Annotated in this window: 12 protein-coding genes; 2 read left to right on the top strand and 10 right to left on the bottom strand. The window is 61.6% G+C overall.

Annotation, left to right across the window (positions count from 1 at the left end; translation table 11 throughout):
* Positions 1-405 carry a tautomerase family protein gene (locus GCM43_RS10745; RefSeq protein ID WP_152244046.1) on the bottom strand — a complete coding sequence of 135 codons (405 nt, stop codon included), beginning with the start codon at positions 403-405 and terminating at the stop codon, positions 1-3.
* Positions 406-564: 159 nt separating this feature from the next.
* Positions 565-3,054, bottom strand: a complete 2,490-nt coding sequence (locus tag GCM43_RS10750; RefSeq protein ID WP_152244048.1) for an IPT/TIG domain-containing protein — start codon at positions 3,052-3,054, stop codon at positions 565-567.
* A gap of 659 nt (positions 3,055-3,713) precedes the next feature.
* Between GCM43_RS10750 and metH the strand changes: the two genes are divergently transcribed.
* Positions 3,714-7,511, top strand: coding sequence for a methionine synthase (metH, locus tag GCM43_RS10755; protein WP_226929432.1), 3,798 nt, complete (start codon positions 3,714-3,716; stop codon positions 7,509-7,511).
* Positions 7,512-7,790: 279 nt separating this feature from the next.
* On the opposite strand, the gene GCM43_RS10760 is transcribed toward metH, so the two are convergent.
* The 8 genes from GCM43_RS10760 to rsmB all read right to left on the bottom strand — a co-directional run bounded on the left by GCM43_RS10760 (position 7,791) and on the right by rsmB (position 16,052).
* The gene (locus GCM43_RS10760) at positions 7,791-9,071 is read right to left on the bottom strand and encodes an EAL and HDOD domain-containing protein (protein WP_152244050.1); all 1,281 of its coding nucleotides are present in this window, start codon (positions 9,069-9,071) and stop codon (positions 7,791-7,793) included.
* 152 nt (positions 9,072-9,223) lie between these two features.
* Entirely contained in the window at positions 9,224-10,003 is a 780-nt protein-coding gene (locus GCM43_RS10765) for a class II glutamine amidotransferase (RefSeq protein ID WP_152244052.1), read from the bottom strand.
* 101 nt (positions 10,004-10,104) lie between these two features.
* Positions 10,105-10,362 (bottom strand): BTH_I0359 family protein, encoded by a 258-nt coding sequence (locus GCM43_RS10770; RefSeq protein WP_152244054.1) that lies wholly within the window; start codon positions 10,360-10,362, stop codon positions 10,105-10,107.
* 155 nt (positions 10,363-10,517) lie between these two features.
* Positions 10,518-10,919: a P-loop NTPase family protein gene (locus GCM43_RS10775; RefSeq protein WP_152244056.1), complete on the bottom strand. Its 402-nt coding sequence runs from the start codon at positions 10,917-10,919 to the stop codon at positions 10,518-10,520.
* Positions 10,916-11,638, bottom strand: coding sequence for a response regulator (locus GCM43_RS10780; RefSeq protein ID WP_152244058.1), 723 nt, complete (start codon positions 11,636-11,638; stop codon positions 10,916-10,918). Before GCM43_RS10780 ends, GCM43_RS10775 begins: the two co-directional genes overlap by 4 nt.
* A 112-nt stretch (positions 11,639-11,750) precedes the next feature.
* Entirely contained in the window at positions 11,751-14,030 is a 2,280-nt protein-coding gene (locus GCM43_RS10785; protein WP_152244060.1) for an ATP-binding protein, read from the bottom strand.
* A complete protein-coding gene (locus GCM43_RS10790; RefSeq protein WP_193315592.1) occupies positions 14,030-14,623 on the bottom strand; it encodes a DUF4390 domain-containing protein in 594 nt (197 codons plus the stop codon). Before GCM43_RS10790 ends, GCM43_RS10785 begins: the two co-directional genes overlap by 1 nt.
* A gap of 19 nt (positions 14,624-14,642) precedes the next feature.
* Positions 14,643-16,052, bottom strand: coding sequence for a 16S rRNA (cytosine(967)-C(5))-methyltransferase RsmB (gene rsmB / locus GCM43_RS10795; protein ID WP_152244064.1), 1,410 nt, complete (start codon positions 16,050-16,052; stop codon positions 14,643-14,645).
* 375 nt (positions 16,053-16,427) lie between these two features.
* Here rsmB and argS point away from each other — a divergent pair, with 375 nt between their 5' ends.
* A complete protein-coding gene (argS, locus tag GCM43_RS10800) occupies positions 16,428-18,137 on the top strand; it encodes an arginine--tRNA ligase (RefSeq protein ID WP_152244066.1) in 1,710 nt (569 codons plus the stop codon).
* Positions 18,138-18,156 lie beyond the last annotated feature (19 nt).

The raw sequence follows: 18,156 nt of genomic DNA on the forward strand, positions 1-18,156 counted from the left end.
TCACTGCTGCAACTGCCTGCGCACGGCGCGAAACTGCTGCGTCAGCCCGCCATAGCCCCAGGCTGCCGGGCGTGCATCATGCACGTGGACATAGCTCACCTCGTGCAGTTCGCCCAGCGTCGCCTGCATGGCGGCAAACACGGCCGCCACATACGCTGACTTTTCAGCCGCCGTATTGGTTTCGTCGGTCACCAGGATATCGAGGAAAAAACTGGTCTTTTGCTGCGCCTGCAGCGACGCTCCGCCAACAAACCAGTGGGCCGGATCGATATGGCTGATCGCTACCGACGTCAGTTCGGGCGCCTTGTGCAGCAAGTCGGCGGTCAGCCGACTCAGCGTGGCGGCCAGCGCGGCAGATAGCGGCGCATCGGCTGCGCCGGACAATTGCAGTTTCAGGATGGGCATGACAGTCTCCTTGATAGAAAGACCCCATTCTAGGCAGCCGGCCTGCGCCTGGGCAGCCCTGGCGCCACACATGATTTGTGCGCGTTCTGCACAAATTATCGCCAAAACAAAAAGAGCTTGCCGCGGCAAGCTCTTTTCATTTGCAACAACGGCAATCGATCAGCGCGCGACCTTGACCATGCGACCGCGTACCGACGACGACAAACTCACTTCAAAGCGGCCGCCGGCTGGCAGGGCGCTGACATCGACCGAAGCAGTGCCGCCGGTCAGGCCGCTGGCCACCACGGTCCTGCGTCCATCGGCTGCCACGTGCAGCACGCTGACAAACGGTTCAGCCTGCGCATCCCAGGTCACAGCAAGCTTGCCTGCAGTTTGCGTGGCGTCAAAGGCAGCGGTGGTGCTGGCCACTACGGCGCGGCGGGTGGCCGGCTGCTGCAGCTTGCCAACGACGCGGCCATTGGACAGCACATCGACATCGCTGATATCGCCAGGGTTGGCAAAGCTGACGCGGAAGTGGCTCAGGTCGCTGCGTGCATCGGCCAGCTGCATGGTATCGAAGGGCACGTTGATAGTTTGCCCGGACGCAGTAGCGATCCGCAGGCTGTAGGTGGCGCCCGCCGAAGCGGCTACCGGACGCGCAGTGGCCGAGGCCACGGCTGGCTGCAAGAACACGCCGGTGGCGGTAATGCGGCCGGAAATGGTCAGGTAGCCGTTTTCAGGCGCCGCCACGCTGGCACCGATGCTGGCACCGGTCAGTTTCAGGGCGCTGCGCTTTTCCAGGAACTGCTGGATGCGGGTATAGCTGTAGTCCGAGAACCAGGCGCCGCTGCAATAGCTCATCACATCCTTCATCTGCTTGCTGCCGCTGCCGCTGGCATAAGCCGGCTGGCCCAGCTGGCCGATGGTGGCGCCGTAGCTGCTGTTATACAGAGGCTGCTGGCCCAGGTCGCCGTTGGCGTACGGATAATCGGTAGCCGGATTGCTTGGCGAGCCGCAAGGCACGTGTTGCAACGCATGGTTATGGCCGATCTCGTGGATCATCGTGGTCAGCCATTCAGGCCAGGCGTTGCCGAACGAGTCGGTCGAGGCGATACGCGTATTGGTGGCGTCCAGGCCCAACGCCGACGGCGTGGTCTGGCCGGTTGCCGGCAAACCGATATAGGCCAGGCCGGCGGTGCGGCTCGACGACATCTGCGAAGCGAAACCATAATAGAAGGCGGTATTGTCTTCCTGGCTGCGGGCCGCTTCGATCAGTGGCAGGGTGGTGTTCCACCAGTTGTCCGAGGTGCTGCTGCCCGGCACGCTCAGGGGCGCACGCGTGACAATCGTGATGTCGCCAGCGGCGTAAGGATAGACGCGCACCATGGCCGCGCGCACCACTTCAGGGTCTGGCGTGACGGAAGTGCCGTCATCGGACTTGAGCGGCACCAGCACCAGGCGGATCTTGGCAGCAGACGAAATGGCTGGCGTCGCCTGCTGGCTTACCTGCGTGCCATCGTTGCCTACGGCGGTGACGCGGATCTGCAGGCCAGGCTGGATCCAGGCCGCTGGCAGGGCGGCGCTGAAGTTGCCGTCGAAGCTATAGGTGTTTTTTACCGTCGGCAAGGTGGCCGGACCGGTGAGGGTCAGGCTGCCCAGGCTGGTGCCACTGGACGAGGTGGCTGCCAGCGTCACGACCGGGCTGCTGCGGCCGGCCAGCGTGCCCAGTACGGTAACGCGCACGGCGGCGGCCTTGCCGCGCGTCAGGCGCAGCGCGGTGTCGCTGGCGCTCAGGTTGAGCACTTGCGAGAAATCAATGGCGCCCAGCGTAAAGGCCGACACGGTGCCGGCGTTGACGGCCGCACGCGAAGGGGCCGACAGCATCACGTTGCCGGTGGCCGAGCTTGGTGCCGACAGGCGCAGTTCGGTGGCGCTGGCGCTGACGATGGTTGCAGCCGTGGCGCCGACCGTGGCGCTGCTGACCTGGTCCAGATTGGTGCCCGCTACGGTGATCAACAGATTGGCGCCGCTGTAGCTCGGACTGATCGAGGTCACGCTCACGGCAGGCAGGACCGTAAAGGCGGCGCTGCTGACCACTTCGTTGAAGCTGCCGCGTAGCGTCAGCTGGCCCGAAGTGGCGCCCACTGGCACGGCAAAGGTCACGCTGCTGTCGGTACGGCTCTGCACGGTTGCGGCCGTGCCGTTGGCAAACACCACCGCCGTCAGATCGGCCATGCCGGCGCCGGTCACGGTCACGCTGCTGCCGACCGCGCCGCTGCCGGGCGTCACTTCATTGACCGTCAATGGCTGGTACACGGTGATGCCGTGCGCCGTGGCGCTGCTGCCGCTGGCGCTAACCAGCGTCAGGGCGCCGGCAACCGGTGCTGCCGGCGCTGTCAGGGTCACGCCGCTGGCGCTCTGGCCGCTGGCAACAAGCGTCACGCCGCTGACCTGGAACGCGGTGACGCGATCAAGATTGGCACCGGTCAAGGTGAAGCTGGCGCCAACGGCCACGTTATTGGCCGATACCGTGCTGACGCTGGCCACGATGGCCGGCGTGTTGGCGTTGGACGCCACCACGGTTTCACCGGTGCTGCCACCACCGCCGCCACCGCCGCAGGCGGACAGGCCGAGCATGACAAACAGTGCGAGAAGCAATGGCGTTTTCATGGCGGACTTCCGGTTCCGCGCAGCGTAGCTGGAGGTGGTATGTGACATATCGGTGACTTTTAGAGAGAATGTGCGTTGAAAGAAGCGTCATTATCTCTTAATAAAATTCCCAAGAACAACAATTAATGCTTTTGGTTTAACTGGCTCTGGCAAGAATCAAAATATTTTCTTGATAACGTTAATTTTAGGCATTATCGGCTTTCACTCTGTAGCGCTAAAAAGCAGATGTGATTTTTGGTGAGAATATTGGCAGTTGATACATGAAAAATAATTTTGCCGATTTAAAAAAAGTGTAGGGATTTTTCCACACAGCAATGCCGTTAAAGAATGTGTGATTTTCGGTGAAAGAATTAACAATGATGGCGAGTATTGCCTAAATGCATCATGTGAAAAATTGCATCTGAAACAATGATCGGGGAGGAATAGCAGTGTTGCGCAGGCGGTCATAAATCAGGCTCAAAACGTCGCGCCAGGGCTGTTGGCCAGAACCAAAGCAGCGCGATGCCGTATAATTTTAGACCCGGTGAATTGAAGCGATTGCCACCTCTGCCAGCCTACCCGGCCGGCGCTCTCCGTCAGCTGACCGTGCTGACTTGCAACCGCCGCTGCCACCGTCCTGCTCGCCGCGCCGCCGCCAGTTTGTCTATTGAAAGCAAGAAATGAACGATACCGTGACCCCTGCCATGTCCCCGACCGAAGCCACCTTGCGCGCCATCATGGCGCGCCGCATCATGATTCTCGACGGCGCGATGGGCACGATCATCCAGCAGTACAAACTCGACGAAACCGCCTATCGCGGCGGCCCGCAGGGGCGCTTTATCGACTTTGCCGCACCGGCCGATTCAGGTGCGCGCGAGTTGTTCGTCAAAGGCAACAATGAGCTGCTGACCCTGACGCAGCCGCACGTCATCCAGGAGATCCACGAACGCTATCTGGCAGCCGGCGCCGACCTGATTGAAACCAATACCTTTGGCGCCACCACCATTGCCCAGGACGATTACCATATGGCCCACCTGGCCTATGAAATGAACGTCGAGGCAGCCAAACTGGCGCGCGCCGCCTGCGACAAATATTCGACCCCGGACAAGCCGCGTTTCGTGGCCGGCGCGCTGGGACCAACGCCAAAAACCGCCTCGATTTCGCCCGATGTGAACGATCCGGCCGCGCGCAACGTGACTTTCGATCAGCTAGTGACTGCCTATCTGGAGCAGACGCGCGGCCTGGTCGAAGGCGGCGCCGACGTGCTGCTGGTGGAAACCATCTTCGATACCCTCAACTGCAAGGCAGCGCTGTTTGCCATCGACCTGTTCTACGAACAGAACCCGGACGTGGTGCGCCTGCCCCTGATGATCTCGGGCACCGTGACCGATGCATCGGGCCGCATCCTGTCGGGCCAGACCGTGCCGGCCTTCTGGAATTCGGTGCGCCATGCGCGTCCGCTGACCATCGGCCTGAACTGCGCGCTGGGCGCAGCGCTGATGCGCCCTTACGCCGAAGAGCTGGCAAAAATTGCCGATACCTTTGTCTGTATCTATCCGAATGCCGGCCTGCCCAACCCGATGAGCGACACCGGCTTTGACGAGTTGCCGGCCGATACTTCGGCGCTGCTGCGCGAATTTGCCGATGCCGGTTTCCTGAACATGGCCGGCGGCTGCTGCGGCACCACGCCCGAGCATATTGCCGCCATCGGCGAACTGCTGTCGAAAAACACGCCGCGCACGGTGCCGCCGCCATCGACCGACCTGCGCCTGTCCGGCCTGGAACCGTTCGTGATCGACGACAGCTCGCTGTTCGTCAACGTGGGCGAGCGCACCAACGTGACCGGTTCAAAAGCGTTTGCACGCATGATTTTGAACGAGCAATATGACGAGGCCTTGTCGGTGGCGCGCCAGCAGGTGGAAAATGGCGCGCAGGTGATCGACATCAATATGGACGAAGCGATGCTCGATTCGCTGGCCGCCATGACGCGCTTTCTGAACCTGATCGCATCCGAGCCCGATATCTCGCGCGTGCCGATTATGGTCGACTCCTCGAAATGGTCGGTCATCGAGGCCGGCCTCAAATGCGTGCAGGGCAAGGCCATCGTCAACTCCATTTCCATGAAGGAAGGCGAAGCGGAATTCCTGCGCCAGGCGCGCCTGTGCCGCCGTTATGGCGCGGCCGTGATCGTGATGGCCTTCGATGAAAAAGGCCAGGCCGATACCTTCGAGCGCAAGATCGAGATCTGCGCGCGCGCCTATCACCTGCTGGTCGACGCGCTCGATTTCCCGCCGGAAGACATTATTTTCGACCCGAACATCTTTGCGGTGGCCACCGGTATCGAAGAGCACAACAACTACGCGGTCGACTTTATTAACGCCACGCGCTGGATCAAGGAAAACCTGCCGCACGCCAAGATTTCGGGCGGCGTGTCGAACGTCTCGTTCAGCTTCCGCGGCAACGACCCGGCCCGCGAAGCGATCCACACCGTGTTCCTGTATCACGCCATCAAGGCCGGCATGACCATGGGCATCGTCAACGCCGGCATGGTCGGCGTGTATGACGATCTCGATCCGGAACTGCGCGAGCGCGTCGAAGACGTGGTGCTGAACCGCCGCGAAGACTCGACCGAACGCATGATCGAATTTGCCGGCACCCTGAAAGCCGGTGGCGGCAAGGCCGATGTGCAGAACCTGGCCTGGCGCGAAGGCACGGTGCAGCAGCGCCTGTCTCACGCGCTGGTGCACGGCATTACGCAGTGGATCGTGGAAGACACGGAAGAAGCGCGCCAGGAACTGTTGCATAACGGCGGGCGCCCGATCCATGTGATCGAAGGCCCGCTGATGGCCGGCATGGACGTGGTTGGTGATCTGTTTGGTCAGGGCAAGATGTTCCTGCCGCAGGTGGTGAAATCGGCGCGCGTGATGAAACAGGCGGTGGCCCATCTGATTCCGTTTATCGAAGAAGAGAAACTGGCCGAAGAAAAACGCACCGGGATTGTCGCCAAACCGAAAGGCAAGATTATTATGGCCACCGTGAAAGGCGATGTGCATGATATCGGCAAGAATATCGTCACCGTGGTTTTGCAATGCAATAACTTTGAAGTCGTCAATATGGGCGTAATGGTGCCCTGCTCCGAAATCCTGGCGCGCGCCAAGGTGGAAAACGCCGATATTATCGGCCTGTCCGGCCTGATTACGCCATCGCTGGAAGAAATGGCCTATGTGGCCAAGGAAATGCAGCGCGACGACCATTTCCGCATGCTCAAGATCCCGCTGCTGATCGGCGGCGCCACCACCAGCCGCGCCCACACGGCCGTGAAAATCGCCCATAACTACGAAGGCCCGGTGATCTATGTACCGGACGCCTCGCGTTCGGTGTCGGTGGCGCAGTCGCTGCTGACGCCCGAGCAGCGCGACAAATACGTGGAAGAGATCGAGATCGACTACGCGCGCATCCGCGAGCAGCACGCCAACAAAAAGGCGCTGCCGATCCTGCCATTGGTGCAGGCGCGCGCCAACCGCATGATCGTGCCGTTCGATGGTGCCGGCACGCCAGTCAAACCGAAATTTATCGGCCGGCGCGTGTTCAAGAATGTCGACCTGGCCACGCTTGCCAACTATATCGACTGGGGCCCGTTCTTCCAGACCTGGGACCTGGCCGGTCCCTTCCCCGCCATCCTGACCGATGACGTGGTCGGCGAAGCGGCCAGCAAAGTCTATGCCGAAGGCCAGGCGCTGCTGAAAAAGCTGATCGACGGGCGCTGGCTGACGGCCAACGGCGTGGTCTCGCTGTTGCCGGCCAATACCGTCAACGATGACGATATCGAGATCTATACCGACGACACGCGCAGCACCGTGGCCTTTACCTATTACGGTGCGCGCCAGCAAGGCGTCAAACCGATCGTCGACGGCGTGCAGCGCCCGAACCAGTGCCTGTCGGACTTTATCGCGCCCAAAGCCTCGGGCGTGAAGGACTATATCGGCATGTTTGCCGTGACCTCGGGCCTGGGGATTGAAAAGTACGAGAAACGCTTTGAAGATGCGCATGACGACTACTCGTCCATCATGCTCAAGTCGCTGGCCGACCGCCTGGCCGAAGCGTTTGCCGAATACCTGCACGAGCGCGTGCGCAAGGACCTGTGGGGCTACGCGCCGGACGAACACTTGAGCAACGACGAGATGATCGGCGAAAAATACCTGGGCATCCGCCCTGCCCCAGGCTATCCGGCCTGTCCCGAGCACACGGTGAAAAAAGAGATGTTCGAGGTCATGCAGGCCGAAGAAATCGGCATGCAGCTGACCGAGTCCTACGCCATGTTCCCGGGCGCGGCCGTATCAGGCTTCTACTTTGCCCATCCCGAATCGAAATACTTCGTGGTCGGCAAAATCGGCATGGACCAGGTCGACGACATGGCCGCACGCCGCGGCGTACCGAAGGAAGACATCGAGCGCTGGCTGGCGCCGAATTTGTCGTAAAGAGGGGAAAATGTAGGTCGGATTAGGCCCTTCGGGCCGTAATCCGACAACATTGTTAGCGCCAGCGGTGTTGTCGGATTACGCCGCTTCGCGGCTAATCCGACCTACAGCTCAACGGCATCAGGGGCCGCCCTTTCCAAGCATCACACAAACGTCACGACACCTGCACAAACCGTCGCGAGCGGAAGGGAGAGGTGGCCGAGAAGCGCAACCGTACGCACGTACGGTGAGCATCGCAGGCCGCCTATACCGACGCGCAGCAGGTTTGTGCAGGTGTCATCACAAAGCGTAACGGACGACGTTATCACTCCATTCATAGGCCGCCATCTCCAGCTCCACCAGATCGTCGGGCGACATGGCCAGATCGCGCAGCGTCGGCACGATCTCGCCTTCGCGCTCTTCGATGCGCTCGATGCATTCGGCCAGGCGCAGCAGGTCGCCGTAGAAGCCGCTGCGCGTCAGCAGCGCTTCGGCCACTTCCTCGTTGACTTCGATTTGTTTCAAAATCTCCGACATCGACACGCCAAACAGCGTATCCATCAGCGACATGATGCCGACCGTAAAGGCCACATCGGCCGAATGGGCATGGGCAGGGCGCAGCTTGTGTGCCAGCAGTTCGAGCAGGCGGCCACGGGTGGTGGCCAGCATCAGCAGCGGCGTCATGCTGTGGCCGCGCTTGCTCGGTTCGGCGTACAGCATGATCTGCAGCCAGCGCTGCAGCTGGCGACGGCCGAGCACGCTGACCGCCTGGCTCAGCGAATCGATGCGCTGGCGCGCGCCCACCGCCGGGGTATTGACCAGGCGCAGCAGATTGAGCGCCAGCGACACGTCGCGCTTGATGGCGCGTTCGATGTCGACATTGTCGGCGTCGGATGTGACCAGTGTCATCAGCTCCATCACGGCCAGTTGTGATGGCGACAGTTTTTTGCCGGTCATAATGGCCGGCTTGGCAAAGTAATAGCCCTGGAAATAGTCGAAGCCCAGGTCCAGGCCGGTCTTGAATTCCTCGCGCGTTTCCACCTTTTCCGCCACCAGCTTTTTCTGTTCGCGCTTGAAGCGCGGCGCCAGGCTGGCCAGGGTCAGGGGATCGACGCTGCGCATATCCATCTTCACATATTCGACCAGCGGCAGCAGTTCCTGCACCTGGGCCGTATCGGACACCACGTTCTCCAGTGCAAAGCGGAAACCATGGCCGACCAGTTCGCTGATGCGCGCGCGCAGTTCGGGCGTGACCTGCATCGATTCGACAATTTCCAGTACCACTTTTTCACGCGGCAGGAAGACAAAGATGTCGCTCATGATCACGTCGGCGTCGACGTTGACGAAGCCCAAAGCGTCGCCGACGACTTTTTCCATGCCCAGCTGCGAGGCATGGGCAATTACCGACGCGGTGGCCGACAGGTCGCTGGTAATATTGGCAGGGCCGACCGGAGCGTTGCGAAATAACAACTCATAGCCGAACAGGCCCTGATTACGGTCAAGTATAGGCTGGCGCCCCAGATAAAACTCGCGCACGCGCAAGGGTTTGGGGGTGATATCGTTGCTGGAAATATCGATCATTAAGTCTTCATCAATCACGTCAAGTGACAAGGGCGGCGCGGCGCCCGCATCAAGGTTCACTATTGACAATACTTTAGCGGAATTTCGTTTGCCCTGCCGGCCTATTTTGGTAACACAGTATTGCAGGTATTACCGGTTTTGTCGTCAAAATATCAATCGGCAGGCCAATCCTGCACCGCGCCGTCGACAAACAATTTCAATTCGCCGGGTGAAAGCGCCGTCCATTGTTCATTGTTGGTCAATGGCTGGGTCACGATCACGGCCACCCGGTCCTGCGGTGTCGTCACCTGCGAAAAATCCACGCTCAAGTCGTCGTCGGACAGTTTAGCAGTCGGGAACGGATGCTGTCGCACCAGATAATGCAGGCTGGTCGAGCAATGCACGAACAGCGCTTCGCCCGAAGAGAGCATCATATTGAAGGTGCCGTGGGCAGCGATGCCGGGCAGCAGCTCGTCCAGCGCCTGGTGCAGTTGCTGCAAGCCCGGCGGCGCATCGCCAAAGCGCGCATGCAGCTCTTGCAGCAGATAGCAGAACGCCAGTTCACTGTCGGTGCTGCCAACCGGGCGATAACTGCCGGTCAGGACGGGATTGAATTGCTTGAGGTCGCCATTATGGGCAAATACCCAGTAACGGCCCCACAGTTCACGCACGAAAGGATGGCAGTTTTCCAGCGCCACCTGGCCTTGGGTGGCCTTGCGGATATGCGCAATCACATTGCGCGACTTGATCGGATAGCGTTTGATCAGCTCGGCAATCGGCGACGCGACGGCAGCCTGGTGATCGACAAAATGGCGCACGCCGGCGCCTTCAAAAAAAGCGATGCCCCAGCCATCGTGATGGGTATCGGTCTGGCCGCCACGCATGGCAAAGCCGGTAAAGCTGAAGACAATGTCGGTGGGGACATTGCAGTTCATTCCAAGTAATTGACACATGGCAAAAAGAAACAGAGGCTGATGCCAGCCACCTTACCATGTCCCCGGGCAGCTTGGCGATCCCGATTGCCACTGCCGCCCGGGCAATGCCGCTTCACCGATCAGTGCAGCAGCACCGGCTGGCTCATCAACGTGTCGTAATTGCCGAGGAATTCATCGATTTCCTCCATGCTCGGCTCACTGGCGATCAGTTCGCTGACATCGCGGCGGAAGTTTTGCGCCAGTTCCCCGGCAATAAAGGTTTCACGCTTGCCGCTCTTGTCGACGATTTCGTAGCCGCCGAAGCGCAACGCTTCGAGATCACGGTCGGCACCAAATTCGACCACGCTGTACTGCTCGCTATTGTAGATGAGGTTCATTGTGCGTCCTTCGCTCAGGCAGCAGTGGGAGCCACCGCTGCGGTTTCAGAACAGAAATGGGGACCAGGCTGCGCCAATTCAAGCGCTCCCCACACTCAGGCAGCAACGCAATTGTAAGCAGATGCAATTGCGCGCCGGTACACCAAGGACGTCATTCAGGACACGAACAGGTCCGGCTCAAGCGCCAGCCAGCCGTCGTAGGGACTGGCGGACAGCCAGCTGCGCAGCTGTTCGATATGCGTGGCGTCTGCCAGGCTGATGAACAGGCGCGCCGGCGGCTGGCGCAGGAGACGATTCAATGTTACACGCAATACCAGATTGCCGCTGCAGCACAGGCAACCGGGCGCGATGCGCAGCACTTGCAAGGTGGACGTATCGGTAGCGATCTGTGCTGCAGCCAGCTCGGTCAATATGGAATTGCCGCTAGCCAAGCCTTCGAGTATCGCGGCCGTGCTTTGCCCGGGCCGCAAGGCCGAGGCAATAGCCGCCTCCCGCTCGTTGGCACGCCCGCCGCTGACCAGCGTCAGCAGCGTGGCGCGCCGGGGGGCTGGCGTCACAGGTTTTTCTTGGCCAGCTTGCCTGGCTCGACGCCAAGCTGCTTGAGCTTGCGATAGAGATGGGTACGCTCGAGACCGGTTTTTTCCGCCACCCGCGTCATGCTGCCGCCTTCGCGGCCCAGGTGGTGTTCAAAATACATGCGCTCGAACGCGTCACGCGCTTCGCGCAGCGGCAGGTCGAACGACAGGTTGTAGCCGTGGCCTTCGGCCTGCGCAACCGGCGCAATGCCAGGGCGCACCATCATCTGCTGCGGCGCGCTGCCGCCAAAGGTGGGTGCCGGATGGCTGCTGGACTCCTCGGCCGGGGCCGGCGCTGCCGGACGCGGTGCAGCCGCTGGCGCACGCGCCGTTTCCTGGGCCCGCGTCAGGCCTTGCTGCACTGCCTTGAGCAGTTTTTGCAGGGCAATCGGCTTTTCCAGGAAGTTCAGCGCGCCGATGCGCGTCGCCTCGACTGCCGTATCGATGGTGGCGTGACCCGACATCATAATTACCGGCATGGTCAGCAAGCCATCGCGCTGCCATTCCTTGAGCAGGGTGACGCCATCGGTATCGGGCATCCAGATATCGAGCAGCACCAGGTCAGGCGCACCGGCGGCGCGCGCTTCGCGCGCCTGCTGCGCATTCTCGGCCAGCTGGATGGCATGCCCTTCGTCGCCCAATATCTCCGAGAGCAACTCACGGATACCCATTTCATCATCCACTACGAGTATGTTTGCCATGCGTGTTTTGCCTTCCTCATTTCGCCGCCCTGCGCACACTCACTGTGCGCTGCGGTCACTATGATCTTATTAGTGTTTTAAATACTAAACCAGACTGTTACGCCAGCAATTGCTATGCCAGCGCATCTGGTGCCAACTTTAACAGCAAAATGACAACCGAAGCGCCACTGCTGTCGCTACGGTTCTCGATATCGATGCGGCCACCATGTTCATCGATGATTTTCTTCACCATTGCCAGGCCCAGGCCCGTGCCGCGCGCCTTCGAGGTGACGTAAGGCTCGAACGCGCGCGCCAGGATTTTTGGCGCAAAGCCGGGACCGTTATCGGTGATGGCCATGCGTACTGCAATATTCACGCCACCGTCTGCACTGCGATAATGAATTGCTTCGGTGCGTACGTCAATGCGCGGATGCGGAGCGTCGGCCGGCAGATCGGCCATCGCGTCCTGCGCATTTTGCAAAAGATTGTGGATGACCTGGCGCAACTGCGTCGGGTCGCCCATCACCATCGGCAGGTTCGGCGCCAGCTGCGGGTGGATGATATCGCCATCATCGCCGCGCAGATACAGGCCCAGTATTTCCTCGATCAGCTCGTTCAGACGCAGCGGTGACAGCACCGCCGGCGGCGTGCGCGCATAGTCGCGGAAGTCGTCGACCATGCGTTTCATGGCGTCGACCTGCTTGACGATGGTGGTGGTGGCGCGCTCGAGCAAGGCGGCGTCAGCGTCTTCAAGCTTGCTTTCCAGCTTCATCTGCAGGCGTTCGGCCGACAGCTGGATCGGCGTCAACGGATTTTTGATTTCATGGGCCAGGCGGCGCGCCACCTCGCCCCAGGCGATCGAACGCTGGGCTGAAATCACGTCTGAAATATCATCGAACACCACGATATAGCCGCTGCCCGATTCGAGCGGCAGGCGCGAGCCGCGCGCCAGCAAGGTGATGTCGTGCTCGTCGGCGCTGCTGCCGGCGCGGCGCGGAATTTCAATCTGGCGCTGCCAGTGCAGGCGCTGCAGGTTGCGCCCGGCCGCCGTTTGCGCGCTTTGCGCTGAAAAGGCGCTGACGATGGCCTCACCAAACTCTTCCATGCCGCTGATGCCATTCAACGGCTGACCGGTCATGCTGGCGCCCGGATGCTGGAGGATGCGCTCGACCGATTCATTGCTGGTGACCAGACGGAAGTCGCCATCGAGCACCATCACGCCGGCCGACATATTGGCCAGCACCGACTCTAGGTGGGCCTTGGCGTTCTGCAGCGCGGCGCGGTTGCTTTCCACCGCCGTGCGCGCATCGAGCAACTGGCGCGTCATGCTGTTGAATGACTGCGTCAGCGTGCCCAGCTCATCTTTCGTGGCCACGATGGGGCGCGGCGACAGGTCGCCGCCTGCCACCGCGCGCGTGCCTTCGGCCAGCACCAGCAGCGGCTGCGCCAAATGGCTGGCGATCAGGAAAGCGCTGCCGATTGCGCCGAAGATGGCCAGCAGCAGGGTCAGCGTGAGTATCTCCATATACATCTTGCGCAGGCCCACGCGCGCCACAAACCGTTCCTTGTATTCGCTGTAGGCAGCGCGCAGCATCTCGCCGTTGGTGGCCAGCTTGGGCGGCACCGATTTGAGCAACTGCAGGTAGCGCGGTGAAACGGAAGGACCGGGCACGCCCACCAGCACCCGCAGGCGCAGGCTGGTCGCCGCCTCAAGCGAAGACGGCGGCGTGGCGTGGGCGCCGCCGCCCGTCTCCATGCCGTTGTCATGCAATTCGGCGCCGCCCTCGGCCGAGGCATAGCCGGCCGGCGTGGCGGCCTGCGCCAGCATGGCGGCGGTCGGCAGATCGGCTCCGCTGTGCGAGCCGGCGCTGGCCAGCAGCACGCCGTCGCCGCTGACGATCATGACGTTTTGCATGCCTTCTTCGCGCAGCAGGCTGGTCAGCACTGCCGGCCCGGCCACCGGATCGTCGCGCATCTCTTCGACCGCCCGCTTGCCGCGGCGATCAAGTTCCACCAGCGCCGAATCGAGCCCGGCGCGGCCCAGCTCCAGGCCCGACTCCAGCGCCGCTTCGATCCGGACGTTAAACCAGGACTCGATCGAATGGGAAACAAAGTTGACCGACACCATGAAAATCACCAGGCCGGGCAAGATGCCGACGGCGGCAAACAGCAGCACCAGCCGCGCCATCAGCTTCGAGCCGAACTTGCCGCTCTTGTAGCGCGCATACAGGCGCGCCAGCGAAATGCCAACCAGCGCCAGCAGCGATACGGCGACGGCCGCATTGAGGCCCAGCAGCCAGGAATAGTAGCGGTCAAAGAAACCGGAATTGTCGGAGGCCGAGGCCAGCAGGAACAGCAGGATGCTGACGATGCCGCCGGCGACGACCAGTAAATAACGCAAGGCCTGACTCACTACTCGGCCGTATACAAAAAGGTTTTCTTGTTCGAGGACAAGCGCCAGTCGCTGTTATTGAAGGCGTTGACCTGGATCGGCTTGGGCAGGTAATCGCGGTCCATGCCCATGCGCAAGGTGACGTTATAGGTCTGCCCCACTTTCAGCGCGCCGCGCGCCGCCACCAGCCAGCGGCTGGGCCGGCGGATCAGGAACAGCGCATCGTCGAGCGTGGAAAAGGTCTGCTGCACGCTGCCGCCAACCGAGACATAATATTGCCGCAACAATACGTTGTAGGACAGCTTGCTGGTCTGGCGCGCCACGATGGCTTTCTCGTCGAACCAGTACCAGCGCGGCCGCGTCAATTCGATCTCGGTCGTGAAATACAGCGGCACGCCATGCTGTACCGCATCGTCGAGGTCGTGATTGAGGTCAAACGCATAGCTGGCAGCGAGCTTGTAGCCCTCTTCGCCGGACTCGATATAGGCGCGCGTGATGTCGACCACATCGGCGGCATGCGCCCGCGGCATCGAACAGGCCAGCAGCAGCGTCAGGAACAGGAGGCGGAAAAAAGTCACAAGCGTGCGAGTGTAGTCCGTAAAGAAAGGGGGCATGCCCGGTGTAAAACCGGATCTAGGCCGCATTTTTTTGAAACAGCGCATAGAACAAGCCGTCATGGTCCTGCTCCGCACTGCCAGTTGGCAACAGCTGGCCGGGCGCAGGCAGACGCGTTGCATTATTGCGCACCGCAAAGGCAGCAGCCTGCGCTTCCGACTCCTGCGGCCACAAGGAGCAAGTCACGAACAACAATTTACCATCGGGACGCAGCATCTGCCACAAATTGTCCAGGATTTTGGCAGAAAGTGTGGCCAGTTGCAGTGCATCGCCCTTGCGGCGCAGCCAACGGATATCGGGGTGGCGGCGCACGATGCCCGAAGCCGTGCACGGCACATCGGCCAGGATGCGGTCGTACTGCTGGCCATCCCACCAAACGTTCGACTGGGCATCCTGCGCCTTCAGGGTCGCTGACAGGCCCAGTCGGTCAAGGTTCTCAGCGATGCGCGTCAGGCGTTTGGCGTCGGCATCGATGGCCGTCAGTTGCACATCGGCCAGTTCCAGCAGGTGGCCGGTCTTGCCGCCAGGCGCGGCGCACGCATCGAGCACGCGCATGCCGTCCTGCACATCGAGCAATGGCGCGGCCAGTTGCGCGCCCGCATCCTGCACCGACACCACGCCGGCCTCGAAGCCGGGAATCAGCTGCACGCCGATCGGCTTGTCCAGGCGTACGGCAAACGGCCCGACCTGGCGCGCGGCAATACCGGCTTCGGCCAGCACGGCCAGGTAGGCCTCGACCGTGCTCTTGCGGCGATTGACGCGCAAGGTCAGTGGCGGCGCCGCATTGCCGGCCGTCAGGATCGCCTGCCAGTCACGCGGATAGGCTGCACGCAGCGCATCGATCCACCACTGCGGATAATTCCATTGCGCCAGCGGCTGCTTCATGACTGCTTCGAGCAGGCTGGCGCGTTCGCGCTGGAAGCGGCGCAGCACGGCGTTGACCATGCCCTTGGCATGCGCCAGGTCAGGGTGAGCGGTCGCAGCCGTGACGGCCTGGTCGACCACCGTAAACTCTTCGTAGGGCCGCTCTTGCGGCTCGACCAGCATCAGCGCCAGCGCGCCGCACAGCAAGCCGGCCAGCATCGGCGGCTCGGGCGCCTTGGAGGTCATCAGGCTGATCAGCGTATCGCTGCGGCCCAGCTGGCGCATGGTACGGTAGGAAATATCCTGGATCGCGCCGCGCGCCTGCGGATTGGCGTTCGACTGGGTAAAGACCTTGGCCAGCGCCTGCGGCAGGGCCGTGCCGGTGCGCACCTGCGCCACCGCATTGGCGGCGCCCAGCAGATAAAAGGCCAGCGAGTCCGTTGGCAGGTCGGCCTGGTAGCCGGGCTGCAGTACGGGCTTGACGGCAGGGTGATAGCTGGGGCGCAATGTCGGCGCGCCTGGCGCGGCTTTGGGTTTGAGTTTCAGCGTAGGGCGCTTGTTCATAGTTATCCGGTGTGGCAGCGCGCAAAGATGGCAAAGGTGTCAACACTTTGCAAGCGCGCGTAATCTAAAGGGTCGATTGTAGCGTTTGTCAGGCCTTCTGCACCAAGCGAATACCATGATCGCGGCGATTCGCCGCAAAAAAGTGCACATATGCAACTGGAACAAGACACGATGATGTTTTCGCGCACAAAACACGGGCGTCGCCCCACTTGCGTCGGTGGACAAGCATGCAAGAAACGCTACGCCCGTGGCGTATTGTTCCCGGCAGCAAACCAGTATAATTAACGCTGACCGGGCGGCCGGAGGATACGCCGTCCCTTGTGCATCCCGATTTACTCTATTCAATCTTAATGCGGCAACGCCGCCATCCTGCTCATGCTCGCCCAACAGAAACAAGAAATCATCGCCCTGTTCCAGGCCGCCCTGGCCCCCATCCTGGCCGGCACTTCGCTGACGCCGTCGGTGGTGCTGGAGCGACCACGCGACGCATCGCACGGCGACGCCGCCTGCAATATCGCCATGCAACTGGCCAAGCAGCTGAAACAGAATCCGCGCGAACTGGCGCAAACCATCGTCACAGCCGTGCTGGCCAATCCGGCTGGCAAAGGCCTGATCGAGGCAGTGGAAATCGCCGGTCCGGGCTTTATCAATGTGCGCGTCTCGAACGCCGCCAAGCAGGCGGTGGTCAACACCATCCTGGCGCAAGGCGATCAATATGGCCGCAGCAGCGCTGGCGCCGGCAAGCAGGTGATCCTCGAATTCGTCTCGGCCAATCCGACCGGCCCGCTGCACGTGGGCCACGGCCGCCAGGCGGCGCTGGGCGACGCTCTGTCGTCGCTGTTCGATGCGCAGGGCTACCAGGTCACGCGCGAGTTTTACTATAACGACGCCGGCGTGCAGATCCAGACCCTGGCCAATTCGGTACAGGCGCGCGCGCGCGGCTTCAAGCCGGGCGACGCCGAATGGCCCGAGTCGGCCTATAACGGCGACTACATCAGCGATATCGCTGACGACTTCAAGGCCGGCAAGACCGTCTCGGCTAGCGACGGCCAGCCGGCCACGGCCAACGGCAATGTCGAGGACATCGATTCGATCCGCCCGTTTGCCGTGACCTACCTGCGCAACGAGCAGGATATCGACCTGCAGGCCTTTGGCGTGAAGTTCGACAATTACTACCTCGAGTCCTCGCTGTATGCGGACGGCAAGGTCAACAGCGCCGTCGAGAACCTGGTCAAGGCCGGTCACACCTACGAGCAGGACGGCGCGCTGTGGCTGCGCACCACCGAGTATGGCGACGACAAGGACCGCGTGATGCGCAAGACCGACGGCACCTACACCTACTTCGTGCCGGACGTCGCCTATCACCTGGTCAAATGGCAGCGCGGCTACGGTCAGGCCATCAATATCCAGGGCAGCGACCACCACGGCACCATCGCGCGCGTGCGCGCCGGCCTGCAGGCGCTCGACATGGGCATCCCGCAAGGCTATCCCGACTACGTGCTGCACAAGATGGTCACCGTGATGAAGGACGGCGAAGAGGTCAAGATCTCGAAACGCGCCGGCTCCTACGTCACCGTGCGCGATCTGATCGAATGGTCGGGCGGCGGCGATATCGCCAAGGGCCGCGATGCGGTGCGCTTCTTCCTGATCTCGCGCAAGGCCGATACCGAATTCGTGTTCGACGTCGATGTGGCGCTGAAAACCACCGATGAAAACCCGGTCTATTACGTGCAGTACGCGCATGCGCGCATCTGCCGCATCCTGGAAAACTGGGGCGGCGACGTGTCCTCCATCGCTGGTGCCGACCTGTCTGCATTGACCGCGCCGACCGAGGCAACGCTGCTGGCCACGCTGGCGGCCTACCCGGAAATGCTGGCGCGCGCGCAAAGCGAACTGGGACCGCACCAGGTGGCGTTCTATCTGCGCGACCTGGCCGCCAACCTGCACAGCTTCTACTTTGCCGAAAAAGTGCTGGTCGAGGACGAAGCGCTCAAACTGGCGCGCCTGGCGCTGGTGCTCGCTGCGCGCCAGGTGCTGCGTAACGGCCTGTCGCTGATCGGCGTTTCCGCGCCAGAAAAAATGTAACCGTCAAGGCGCCTTTGTC

Source organism: Janthinobacterium aquaticum (assembly GCF_009208565.1).
GTDB lineage: Bacteria > Pseudomonadota > Gammaproteobacteria > Burkholderiales > Burkholderiaceae_D > Janthinobacterium.

Coding starts and splice junctions, on each gene's coding strand:
- GCM43_RS10745 (WP_152244046.1), bottom strand. CDS start 405: ATGCCCATCCTGAAACTGCAATTGTCCGGCGCAGCCGATGCGCCGCTA.
- GCM43_RS10750 (WP_152244048.1), bottom strand. CDS start 3,054: ATGAAAACGCCATTGCTTCTCGCACTGTTTGTCATGCTCGGCCTGTCC.
- metH (WP_226929432.1), top strand. CDS start 3,714: ATGAACGATACCGTGACCCCTGCCATGTCCCCGACCGAAGCCACCTTG.
- GCM43_RS10760 (WP_152244050.1), bottom strand. CDS start 9,071: ATGATCGATATTTCCAGCAACGATATCACCCCCAAACCCTTGCGCGTG.
- GCM43_RS10765 (WP_152244052.1), bottom strand. CDS start 10,003: ATGTGTCAATTACTTGGAATGAACTGCAATGTCCCCACCGACATTGTC.
- GCM43_RS10770 (WP_152244054.1), bottom strand. CDS start 10,362: ATGAACCTCATCTACAATAGCGAGCAGTACAGCGTGGTCGAATTTGGT.
- GCM43_RS10780 (WP_152244058.1), bottom strand. CDS start 11,638: ATGGCAAACATACTCGTAGTGGATGATGAAATGGGTATCCGTGAGTTG.
- GCM43_RS10790 (WP_193315592.1), bottom strand. CDS start 14,623: ATGCCCCCTTTCTTTACGGACTACACTCGCACGCTTGTGACTTTTTTC.
- rsmB (WP_152244064.1), bottom strand. CDS start 16,052: ATGAACAAGCGCCCTACGCTGAAACTCAAACCCAAAGCCGCGCCAGGC.
- argS (WP_152244066.1), top strand. CDS start 16,428: ATGCTCGCCCAACAGAAACAAGAAATCATCGCCCTGTTCCAGGCCGCC.